Below are 11329 nucleotides of genomic sequence, written 5' to 3'. Positions count from 1 at the left end.
ACCCCGCCCACCAGCGCGGGCACGTCCAGGCCGTCGCCGAACGTCGCGCGGGTGACGCCCGCCGCCAGGCCGAAGGCCACCATCACGAACAGGTCCCCGATGATGACCAGCGCCATCAGGAACTCCGTGAAGGGGCCGCGCGCGGACGTCTCCTGCACGATGGCGATGGTCACCGTGGGGGAGAACGACACCACCACCGTGGACAAGAGCGCGCTCACCGCCAGCGCCTGCGGCACCGTCATGGGCGTCAGGAACGGCAGCACGGGCTTGAGCGCGAACGTGGCCGCGAAGCACACCGCGAACGTCACCCCGCACACCGCCGCGCAGAGCAGCGCCACGCGCGCGCCCACCCGGCGGATGAGCCCCAGGTGCAGCTCCGTGCCCGCGACCAGCGCGATGAGGCTCACCGCCAGCCCCTTCACCAGCTCCAGCCCCTTCACGCCCGCGTTGGGGATGAAGCCCAGCGCGTACGGCCCCACCGCCACGCCCACCAGCAGGTAGCCGGTGAGGCGCGGCAGGCCCAGGCCCTTGGCCACCTTGCCCGCGAACAGGCCGCACAAGAGCAGCGCGCCCGCCGCCAGCAGCACCGGCGTGCCCGCGTCCACGCGCACCGCCTGGGCCTGGGTGATGGCCGCCAGCAGCGCCATGAGCAGCAGCAGGCGGAAGATGGACCCCTTCATGCCGCCACCCCCGCGTCACCGGCGGAAGGCGGGGCCTGCGTGGGCGTGGGCCGGGCCTCCGCGGCCAGCACGTGCCGGAAGGCCCCGTGCGCGAGCATCTCGTTGACGACCGCGCCCACCGCCACCACGTCCAGCACCCGCTGCGACAGCGAGCCCGGCACCAGCAGCACGTACTCCGCCACCAGGCACAGCGCCAGGCCGCCCTGGGAGATGAGCGCGTAGCCAAAGCGCGGCGGCAGGTCCAACACGCCCGCAGTGAGCCGCTGCGCGAAGCGTCCCCCCAGCACCTTGCCCAGGAAGCGCAGGCCCACGAACGCGGGCAGCAGCGCCCATGCGGAGAGGTCGCGCGCGTGGATGTGGCTGCCCACCAGGAACACCAGCACCAGGTACGTGGGCCGCTCCACGCGGGACAGCGCCCGCGACACGCGCTCCGCCGTGCGCCCGCCCATGAGCGCCAGCGTCGCGCCGCAGGCCACGCCCGCCAGCAGCGACGACAGCCGCAGGTACGCCGCCGCGCCGCCCACCAGCGCCACCATGCCCAGCGTCACCGTGGTCTGCTCCGCCAGGTCCTTGAGCGAATACGTGAGGAACGCCAGCAGCGCGCCGCACGCCACGCCCAAGAGCAGCGTCAGCCCCAGCAGGCCCAGCCCTTCCGCCGCGTTGCCGGTGGCGCCCAGCACCAGCCCCAGCGCGAGCACGCCCAGGCCCACCGCGTCGTCCATCATCGTGAGCAGCGCCACGCCCAGGCCCCGCGCGCGCTCCAGCCGCCCGTTGCGGTAGCCCAGCACCGCGAAGTGGCCGGAGGACAGGCTCGCCGCCGCGCCCAGCAGCGCCGCCGCGCCCACCGCCACCAGGGGCCTCAGGCCCATGGACAAGAGCAGCGGGACGGACAGGGGCAGCGCGACGAAGAGGAACGCCGTGCCCGCGTGCGCCAGCGCCGCCGCGTAGACGGGCCGGGGCAACAGCCGCAGCAGGCGCGGCTCCAGGTTGAGGCCCAGCAGGACGCCGCCCGTCCCCAGCCCCAGCGCCACCAGCGGGCGCAGCGAGTCCAGGTTGCGCGCGGTGAGCACGCCCAGGACGGACGGGCCCAGCAGGGCCCCGAAGATGAGGAACAGCAGGCCACTGGCCGCCAGCTGCGCCAGCGCCGGGAAGCGGCCCGGGGCCAGCAGCGACCGGCTGGACGCGAGCAGCGACAAGGCCGCGACGATGAGGAAGACGAGCAGCGCTTGCACGGAACGTGCTTACACCCGTGCGCCCCCGCCCGTCATCAACGCCGGTGCGTGGGCGCCGCCATGACAGGCAGGGCCACCAGGCGGCCCATGGGCGGGTCGTCCGCGTCCATCTCCAGCTGCACGCGCTGGAGCATGCGATCCAGCTCCTCCTGTGGGAGGGCGGGCAGCACGCTCACGAGCACGACGCGGTCTTCATCCGCGCCCAGCGCGAGGCTGCGCAGCCCGGCGAACACCGGCACCTCCGCGGACAGGGCCGCGGCGGCGCTGCGCGCCCGGATGACCAGCGGTTCCGGGATGCCGAAATCCCGGAGCCGGCGGATCGCCCGCTCGGTCGTCTCCACCTGTTCGAGGAACGTGATGACCAGGTACACGCGGCCGTCATACCGGAAGACCGCGCATCCTGTCCCCCGTTACTCGTTGCCACCCGGCTGCGAGGGCTCTTCCGGAGTGGCGGCAGGGGCCGCCGGTGCGGCCGGAGCGGCCTCGGTCGCGGGAGCAGTCCCCGCCGCGGCCTGGGCATCCATGGCGGCGCGGGCGGCGCGCTTGCCCTCTTCAATCAGCTTCTTGACCTTCTGCCCGCCCTTGCGGCCGATCTCCTCATAGAAGTTCGGGCCGCGGGTGGCCTTGACGCGGTCGCCACCCTTCTTGCCGATCTCCTCGTAGAACTTCGCGCCGCGCTCGGCCTTCACGGTCTCGCCGCCCTTGCGGCCGATCTCCTCGTAGAAGGAGCGGCCGCGCTCGGCCTTCACCGTCGCGCCGCCCTTGCGGCCGATGGTCTCGTAGAACTCGCGACCGCGCTCGTTGCGGACCGTCTCGCCGCCCTTACGCCCCGCCTCAGCCACCGTCATGCTGCCCTTGTTGTCCTTGTCCGACATGTCCGTGTCTCCTCTCGTGACTGCCCAACCCCGTCCGCGCCTGATGTCCCTTGCCTGAAACCTTGGGACGGAAGCGCCCCGATGCAAGCAAGCTCCGTACACCGCCAGCCGTTCTCTCCTGACATTGCATGCATAATCCCCAAGGATTTCGCGCGCTTGTCAGGCCTGCTGGGCATCCGGACGGGACGGGTGATTGCCCGGCAGGACGCTCTCGTTGTTCACAACAATTCAGGTCACGTTGCCGATTCCCTGCTCGGTTCCCACCTTGTGCGCAACGCCTGACACATGGGTTTGGCGGGAGATGGGGGAGGTTTCTTTTGTCGAGCGTCAGGAACGGACTGAAGACCTGGTTGCGGATCCTCGCGCCCATGGTCGTCTCCATTGGCGGTCTGGTGATGCTCCGGCTGTTGGGGCCGGACTTCATCGATCAGCGCACCATCCGGGAGCTCCTGCTTCCCCTGGGCGACTACGCGCCCCTGGCCTACGTGGCCTTCCTGGCCGTCCGCCCCCTGACGCTGTTGCCCGGTCAGGTCCTCACCGCGGTGGGCGGGATGATGTTCGGGACCCTCGCCGCGACCCTCTATTCACTAACGGGCAGCTTCCTGTCCGCCACCCTGCTCTACTTCGTCGCTCGCAAGCTGGGCACTCGGCCCATGCAGCGGCTGTGCGGCAGCAAGTACCCGGCCATCGCCAAGGCGGCGCGGCGGCACGACTTCCAGTTCACGTTCCTGGCGTGCCTCAACCCGCTGTGCCCCACGGACATCATGCTGATCGCCGGCGCGGCCAGTGGCGCGCGCTTCTGGCCGTCCGTGCTGGGCGTGGTGCTGGGCACCATCCCGGGCACGTTCCTCACCGCGCAGTTCGGCAGTGGCCTGGCGCAGGGGCGCACGGTGATGACCGCCGTGTCCGCGGTGGGCATGGTGGTGTCGCTGGTGCTGGGCGTCATCTTCGGCCGCCGGTTCTACAAGGAGGTCAACGAGGCACAGGCGGAGGCCCCCGTGCCCGAACCGGAGGCCGCGAGCGAGCTGCCCGGCGCGAAGCAGGCGCTCACCACGCCGTGACGGCGCGCAGCTCCTCCACCAGGTGCTGGAGGAGCGCGCGGACGCGGGGCACGGACTGGCGCCCCGGAAGGCAGAGGGCATGGACCGGCGGCCCTTCCGCCGCGTACTCCGTCAGCACCTCCACCAGCGCGCCCTCGCGCAGGCGCGCGTCGCTCATGAAGTCCAGCACCTGGCAGAGCCCGGCCCCGGCGGCGGCCAGGTCCAGCAGCGCCGGGCCGTGATCCACGTCGATGGCTGCCCGCGTGCGCACCACCGCGGGCCTGCCGCCGGGGGATTCGCGGAAGTGCCATTCCCGGGTGAGGCCGCGCGGATCCACGAACTTCAGGCACGCGTGGCGCTCCAGCTGGGACGGATGCTCCGGCGTCCCATGCCGGGCCACGTAGGCCGGCGACGCGAGCGTCATCCAGCGCGTGGAGAACAGCCGCCGCGCCACGAGGCTGGAGTCCTCCAGCCCGCCCAGGCGGATGGCCACGTCGACCTGCTCCTCCACCAGCTTGCTCAGCCGGTCGCTCATGCGCACGTGCAGCGTGAGCTGGGGGTGCCGGGCCTGGAGCCGCGCCAGCCGGGGTAGCAGCACGGGGCCCAGGATGAACGGCAGCGATACGGTGACGGGCCCCTTGGGCGCGCGGTGCGCCTGGGCCACCGTCTCCCGAGCGGCGCGCATCTGCGCCACGGCCTCGCGCGCCCGCTCCAGGAAGGCGGCGCCCTCGGACGTGAGGGCCACCTGACGGCTGGTGCGCTCCAGGAGCCGCGCACCCAGGTCCTCCTCCAGCTTGCGCACCGCCTTGCTCACCGCCGCCACGGTGACGCCCAGCCGCTCCGCCGCCTTCCGGAAGCTCCGCTCCTCCGCCACGTGGAGGAACGGCAACACGCCCGTGAACAGGTCCATGGGGCGGGATTGTCAACCCAAGGTTGACGATGGTTCAACCCGGACGTGCTCACGGTCACTCCGGTTGACGATTAGGGTTCACCCCACACGAAAGGGAGTCCTCATGAAGATCGCGATCCTGGGCACGGGCATGGTGGGTGAGACGCTGGGCAGCAAGCTGGTGGCGCTGGGCCACGAGGTGCGCATGGGTTCGCGCACGCCGGACAACGCGAAGGCCGCCGCCTGGGTGAAGAAGGCCGGAGGCAAGGCGTCGCAGGGCACGTTCCGTGACGCCGCCGCGTTCGCGGAGCTGCTCTTCAACTGCACGCTGGGCAATGCGTCGCTGGACGTCCTGAAGTCCGCGGGCGAGGACGCGCTGCGCGGCAAGGTGCTGGTGGACGTGTCCAACCCGCTCGACTTCACGAAGGGCATGCCGCCGGTGCTCTCCACGCCTCCGGACGACTCGCTGGGCGAACAGCTCCAGCGCGCCTTCCCGTCGCTGAAGGTGGTGAAGACGCTCAACACGATGAACTGCGAGGTGATGGTGGAGCCCTCGCGCGTGCCCGGCGACCACGACGTCTTCGTGTCCGGCAACGACGTGGACGCCAAGGCCCGCGTGAAGCAGCTGCTCACGGAGGGCTTCGGCTGGAAGCACGTCATCGACCTGGGCGACATCACCACCGCGCGCGGCACCGAGGCCTTCCTCCCGCTGTGGCTGCGCCTGTGGGGCACCCTTCGCACCGGCGACTTCAACATCCACGTCGTGAAGCGCTGACATCCATGACGCAGGGGGACGCAACTTCCGCGGCCGGATGCGGATAACCTACCCAAACCCACTTCCCCCGGTGGTTGGAGGTCTTCATGAGCACGATCGACCGCACCCGTTCCCTCGCCGTGCCCGCTTCCACCGCGAAGACCGCCGCGGAGCCGCTCGCGAAGAAGCCGGCGCCGCACCAGCCCGCGTTCCAGAAGTCCTCCTTCGAGCAGGCCGCGCCCGCGCGGAAGAACGGCCTGCTGGGGGGCCTCATCGACGCGGCGGTGGGCGGCATCAAGGACATCCCCCGCTTCGTGGAGATGGGCGCGAACGTCTTCAACGCGACCACGGTGAAGGAGATCACCAGCCTCTTCGGCGGCGCGAAGCCGGACCGCGCGCAGGACGGCATGTTCGTGGGCGCGGGCGGCAAGACGCTGCCGGCGACGACGAAGCCAGGCGACGTGCCGGGCGTCACGCCGAAGAACAACCCGAACCCGGACAAGACCCTCCTCTACGTCAACGGCATCATGACGCCGACGGCGGGCCAGCTGGGGGAGATGCAGGCGCTGGCGGACAGCTCCGGCGCGAAGGTGGTGGGCATCCACAACGCCACCGAAGGCCTGGTGAAGGACCTGGCCCAGTGCGTGACGGACAAGCTGGACAAGGGCAAGAACCCCGCGGTGGACACGCTGGCGGACACGCTCTACTCGGAGCTGAAGGCCGGACGCGACGTGCACCTCGTGGGCTACAGCCAGGGCGGGCTCGTCACCGCGCGCGCGCTGAACGACGTGGCGAAGCGGCTGCGCGTGGAGGACGGGCTGTCCCCCGCGCAGGTGGAGGCGAAGCTGAGCCACCTGCAGGTGGAGACCTTCGGCGCCGCGTCCACGAAGTACCCGGACGGTCCGAAGTACGTGCACTACGTCAACAACGCGGACCCGGTGCCCACGCTCACGGGCCTGGGCGGCGACGTGGATCCGCTGGCCTTCCTCAAGGACGCGGGCAAGGGCGCGGTGGTGCACCGCTTCACCGACGGCAACCTGAACCCCCTCAGCAACCACATGCTGGACACGCTGTACCTGAAGCACCGCGTGGACTTCGACCAGGCCCGGCAGAACCAGTTCTAGTTCCAGGGCCATGAGGCACCGGAGCGCGGCTAGGATGCCGCGCCCATGAAGCCCTTCCCTGTCGCAACCGCCCTCACCATCGCCGGCTCGGACAGCGGCGGTGGCGCGGGCATCCAGGCCGACCTCCGCACCTTCTCCTTCCACCGCGTCCACGGCACCAGCGCCGTGACGGCCATCACCGCGCAGAACACGCGCGGCGTGACGCGGGTGGACCTGCTCCCTCCTGAGTCCGTCACCGCGCAGGTGGACGCTGTCGTGTCGGACATGCGCGTGGACGCGGTCAAGGTGGGCATGCTCGCCCAACGCCCGCTCATCGAGGCCGTGGCGGATCAGCTGGCCCGCGTGTCGCTGGGCCCCATCGTGGTGGATCCCGTCATGGTGTCCCGCGCGGGCTCGCAGCTCATTGACGACGCGGCGGTGGAGGCGCTGCGCGCGCGCATGCTGCCCCTTGCCGCCATCCTCACGCCCAACCGCCACGAGGCGAAGCTGCTCGCGGGCATGGACATCCAGACGCTGGAGGACATGCGCGAGGCGGCCCGGCGCATCCACGCGCTGGGGTCCCGCGTGGTGCTCGTGAAGGGCGGCGGCATGCCGGGCGCGCTGCGCGGCACGGACGTGTGGTTCGACGGCACGCGGATGGAGACGCTGTCCGTCGCGCCCGTGGACACCCCCAACACGCACGGCACCGGTTGCACGCTGTCCGCCGCGATCGCCGCGAGGCTCGCGCTGGGCACCCCGCCTCTGGAGGCCGTGCGGCTGGCGAAGGAGTACGTCACCTCCGCCCTGCGCTACCCGCTCGCGGTGGGCCACGGGAACGGCCCCATCGGGCACTTCTTCCCGCTGATTCATGATTGATACATGTGAATTAAATGCAATTGATTGCATTGAATTGCAGCATGTCACATCAATGAAACATGTATTTATTTGATACATGTTTCATTTGGGTGGACTGCGACCCACTGAAAGCAAGAACATGTAGGCATGGTTGTTCTGATCGGTGGGCGGACGTAGGTGATCGCGTCGAATGTCCGCAGACAAACGGCGCGCTCCCCCCACCTGATCAGGATTTCATGTAGGCATGGCCGATCAGGAGCCCAGGACTGCTCGGCTGTTCAGCCTGGGTCCTGACGGAACTATCTGAAAGTCTGTTCAGTGTCTGTTCAGGCGCACGGAAGGCCTGCCCGAAAACCACGGAAAGAGCGTTCAGTGCTTCGGAGCGTCGGAGTCCAGGCCTTCAATGCCCGGCAGCCGCTGTGAGAGCAGCCCCAGCAGCTCCTGGGTGGACAGGCGCGCGGCGGCGTCCTTGCCCTCCAGGACGCCGGCCACCAGGGCCCGCTTCTGCTCATGGAGCGACAGCATCTGCTCCTCGATCGTCCCGCGCGCCACCAGCCGGTACACCGTGACGGGGCGCTGCTGACCGATGCGGTGGGCGCGATCGGACGCCTGATCCTCCACGGCCGGGTTCCACCACGGGTCCAGGTGGATGACGCTGGTGGCGGCCGTCAGGTTGAGACCGAAGCCGCCCGCCTTGAGTGAAATCAGGAACAGGGGTGCGTCGCCCTCCTGGAAGGCGCGCACGCGGTCGGCCCGGGCAGCGGCGGGCGTCTGCCCATCCAGGTACTCGTAGGCGATGCCCTGCGCGTCCAGCACCTCGCGCACCAGCGCCAGGTGGGACGTGAACTGGCTGAACACCAGTGCCCGGTGGCCCTCCTCGCGCAGCTCCTGGATGAGCTCCAGGAAGCGCTCCAGCTTGGAGGACTCCAGCTTGGAAGCGTCGTCGTACAGCCGGGGGTGCGACGCGAGCAGCCGCAGCCGCGTCAGCGCCGCCAGCACCTCGATGCGGCGCTCCTGGTCCCTCATCTTCGACTTGCGCGTCTCCAGGTCGGACAGGGCCGCCAGGCGCGCGTCCTCGTAGAGCGTCCACTCCGGCGGGGACAGCACGACGGGCACGTGCACGTCCGTGCGCGGCGGCAGCTGCGCCTCCACCTGGGCCTTGGTGCGGCGCAGGAGGAAGGGCTGGAGCACCCGGGCCAGCGCGGGCGCGGCCGTGGGGTCCACCTGCTTTTCGATGGGCGCGGCGAAGCGGTTGCGGAACGCCTCCAGGCTGCCCAGGAGCCCCGGGAAGACGACGGCGAACAGCGACCACAGCTCGCCCAGGTGGTTCTCCAGCGGCGTGCCGGACAGCGCGAACTTGAAGTCCCCCTGGAGCGCCCGGGCCGCGCGGAAGCGCTGCGTGGCCGCGTTCTTCAGCTGCTGGGCCTCGTCGAAGACGATGGTGGCGAAGCGCAGCGCGGCCAGCCGCTCGATGTCGCGCACGAGCAGGCCGTAGCTGAGCACCAGCACGTCCCGAGGCCCCAGCCGCTCCAGCGTGCCGCCCCGGTCCTCCGCGTCCGAGAAGATCGTCACCTTGAGCGACGGTGCGAAGCGCTTCGCCTCGTCGCGCCAGTTGAAGGCCACCGACGTGGGCGCCAGCACCAGCGCGGGCCCGTGCTTCGCGCGCTCCAGCAGCACGGCCAGGGCCTGCACCGTCTTGCCCAGGCCCATGTCGTCCGCGAGCACCCCACCCGCGTTCCACGACGCCAGCCGCGTGAGCCAGCGGAAGCCCTCCAGCTGGTAGTCGCGCAGCTCCGTCTTGAGCGACGCGGGCACCTTGGGCTTCAGCTCCTTCGCCGCGAAGATGCGCTCGACCAGCGTCTTCCAGGACGCATCCGCGTCGATGAGCGCGCCCGCGGTGCCCAGCCCCGCCAGCGCCTCCGCCGCGGACGGGCCCACCTCCAGCCCGTGGCGCGACAGGTACGCGTGGTCCGCCAGCTTCTCCAGCTGCTCGCGCAGCGCCGCTTCGATCTCCACCCAGGTGCGCGCGTCCACCTGGATGAAGCGCTCTTTTCGCCGGGCCGCGTCCAACAGCCGCGCCAGCTCCACCCGCTCGCCCTCCACGGCCAGACCGCCCAGCACGCCGAACCACTCGCGCTTGCGCTCCAGGACGACCTTCAGGTCGCCCGCGCCCCGCTTCGGCACGAGCCGCATGGACGCGCCCACCCACTCCAGCTCCGGCCGGGGCTCCATCTCCGCGCACGCGGCCAGCACCGCCAGCCCTCCCTGCGCGCTGTGGAAGAGGAAGCAGAACGGCAGCTCCTGCGGCTCCGCTGTCTGCAAGGGCAGCCGGGCCTGGAGCGCCGTGGCCGCGGTCAGCTCGCGCACGAAGTCGCGCACCGCGTGGAAGGACCGCGTGTCGCGCCGCACGTGCACGTCGCGAGGCCCCTCGCCGGGCAGGAACGCGGGCCCGTCCGGAAGCGCGCGCAGCCGCAGCTCCAGCCGCACCGCGCCCCCGGGCTGTCCCTCCAGCCGGAGCACCGGGAGCTGCTGCGGCGCGATGGATTCCCCCATCACGCTGCGGGGCATGGCCACCGGCAGGCGCACGGAGAACTTCGACAGCTGCTCCAGGAGCGCGCCGTGGCTCTCCGGCGGAAACGCATTGCCGTGCCGCTGGAGCACCGTGGCCAGCGCGCGCACCTCCGGGCTCACGTCCAACACCGTGAGCACGTGCGCGCCTTCGTCCCAGAGGAACACCGCGTCCTCCGGCTTCGACTTGCGCACGCGCTCCAACAGCGGCGCGGGCAGCGCGGCGCCGTCCACGCCCGCGTTCACCAGCACGGTGCCGCCCCGGTCCTCGGCGACCAGTCCCACCTTCTCGCGCTCGATGCGCACGGGGATGTCCTGCGTGCCCTCCAGCGACAGGCGCGGATGATCCATCAGCTCGAACAGCAGCGCACGCGACGCGGGCGCCGTGCCGTCCGGGAGCAGCGTGGCGATGCGCGAATCCGCGGGGCCAAGCTGCGAGCCGTACTCCTGCAACAGCTTGCGCCGGCCGACCTTCGCCCCCGTCGAGCGCTGGCCCTTCTTCGTGCGCTTGTGCACGTACGGCGCGACCTCCACGCCGTACCCTTCGATGACGTCCAGGCGCCAGGAGATCTCCACGCCCCCGCCGCCACCCGGGCTCTCCTCCACCGCCCGCTCCAGCGCGCGCAGCGTCCGCGCCCACGCGGGCCGCACCAGCTCCTCCAGCGTCTCGCCGAAGTCCTCGGTCCACCGCTGCCGCAGCCACAGGAGCGTGGTGTCCACCGCCGCCAGCTGATGCACGCAGAACGTCGCGCCACAGGAACAGTCCGCCGTCACGCCGGACGGACTGAACGTCAGCCGCGCCTCCACCAGGACGAAGCCCGAACCGGGAGGCGACACCGGCAGCTCGGAGATGCGCGTCTCCTTGAGGCGGAAGCCCGGCAGGTCCGGGTCCTCCATCAGCGCCTCCACCGGCAGCATGCGCTCCGGACGCGGCGCGATGCCTGGAGGCACGCGGGCACGCCACGCGAGCAGCATCCCGTGGACCGTGTGCGTGCGCTTGTCGGAAGGGGGCGTGAGCCTTTCAGCGAGGGAGGCCCGGGCTTCGATGGCGCCCTGCCGCTCGTCCTCCACGTAGCGCCAGGCGAGCACCGGCAGCAGGTCCCGCATGCGCGGCGTGGGCAGCATCTCCGCCGTCCACCGGTCGAGCGTGTCCTGGGCCAGCAGCTCCACCAGCCGGCGGCGTGAAATCACCGCGCGCACCTGGGGCAGGTACGCGGCCTCCACGCGAGGGGTGAGCAGCGCCAGACTCAGGCGCGACAGGTGCTCCAGGCCTTCGGCCCGCAGCCACGCGCGCAGGTCCGCCTCCGTCTGGAACGGGGGCACGGGGGGCGCC

General features: G+C 71.1%; 10 protein-coding genes. 4 read left to right on the top strand and 6 right to left on the bottom strand.

Annotation, left to right across the window (positions count from 1 at the left end):
- The 4 genes from D7W81_RS35105 to D7W81_RS35090 all read right to left on the bottom strand — a co-directional run.
- Positions 1-680: cation:proton antiporter (locus D7W81_RS35105; protein WP_497747187.1), on the bottom strand; the 680-nt coding region annotated here is incomplete at its 3' end.
- Positions 677-1912, bottom strand: coding sequence for a sodium:proton exchanger (locus tag D7W81_RS35100; RefSeq protein ID WP_120559743.1), 1236 nt, complete (start codon positions 1910-1912; stop codon positions 677-679). The genes D7W81_RS35100 and D7W81_RS35105, both read right to left, overlap by 4 nt.
- 35 nt (positions 1913-1947) lie before the next feature.
- Positions 1948-2283, bottom strand: coding sequence for a hypothetical protein (locus D7W81_RS35095; protein ID WP_120559742.1), 336 nt, complete (start codon positions 2281-2283; stop codon positions 1948-1950).
- A gap of 39 nt (positions 2284-2322) precedes the next feature.
- Entirely contained in the window at positions 2323-2787 is a 465-nt protein-coding gene (locus tag D7W81_RS35090; protein WP_120559741.1) for a general stress protein, read from the bottom strand.
- 368 nt (positions 2788-3155) lie between these two features.
- Between D7W81_RS35090 and D7W81_RS35085 the strand changes: the two genes are divergently transcribed.
- Positions 3156-3848 (top strand): TVP38/TMEM64 family protein, encoded by a 693-nt coding sequence (locus D7W81_RS35085; RefSeq protein ID WP_438503394.1) that lies wholly within the window; start codon positions 3156-3158, stop codon positions 3846-3848.
- On the opposite strand, the gene D7W81_RS35080 is transcribed toward D7W81_RS35085, so the two are convergent.
- Positions 3835-4737 carry a LysR family transcriptional regulator gene (locus tag D7W81_RS35080; protein WP_120559739.1) on the bottom strand — a complete coding sequence of 301 codons (903 nt, stop codon included), beginning with the start codon at positions 4735-4737 and terminating at the stop codon, positions 3835-3837. The genes D7W81_RS35085 and D7W81_RS35080 overlap by 14 nt on opposite strands.
- Before the next feature lie 103 nt (positions 4738-4840).
- Here D7W81_RS35080 and D7W81_RS35075 point away from each other — a divergent pair, with 103 nt between their 5' ends.
- From D7W81_RS35075 to thiD, 3 genes are all read left to right on the top strand, one after another.
- Positions 4841-5491 (top strand): NADPH-dependent F420 reductase, encoded by a 651-nt coding sequence (locus tag D7W81_RS35075; protein WP_120559738.1) that lies wholly within the window; start codon positions 4841-4843, stop codon positions 5489-5491.
- Positions 5492-5577: 86 nt separating this feature from the next.
- Positions 5578-6594: an alpha/beta fold hydrolase gene (locus D7W81_RS35070; protein WP_120559737.1), complete on the top strand. Its 1017-nt coding sequence runs from the start codon at positions 5578-5580 to the stop codon at positions 6592-6594.
- A gap of 45 nt (positions 6595-6639) precedes the next feature.
- Entirely contained in the window at positions 6640-7449 is an 810-nt protein-coding gene (thiD, locus tag D7W81_RS35065) for a bifunctional hydroxymethylpyrimidine kinase/phosphomethylpyrimidine kinase (protein ID WP_120559736.1), read from the top strand.
- A gap of 348 nt (positions 7450-7797) precedes the next feature.
- Here the strand turns inward: thiD and D7W81_RS35060 are convergent.
- Positions 7798-11329, bottom strand: a 3532-nt coding sequence (locus D7W81_RS35060; protein WP_438503393.1) for a DEAD/DEAH box helicase, incomplete at its 5' end; no start/stop codon positions are given.

Source organism: Corallococcus aberystwythensis (assembly GCF_003612165.1).
Classification (GTDB): domain Bacteria; phylum Myxococcota; class Myxococcia; order Myxococcales; family Myxococcaceae; genus Corallococcus; species Corallococcus aberystwythensis.
Note: the sequence above shows the minus strand (reverse complement) of the source record. Positions and strands in the feature narration are given on the sequence as shown.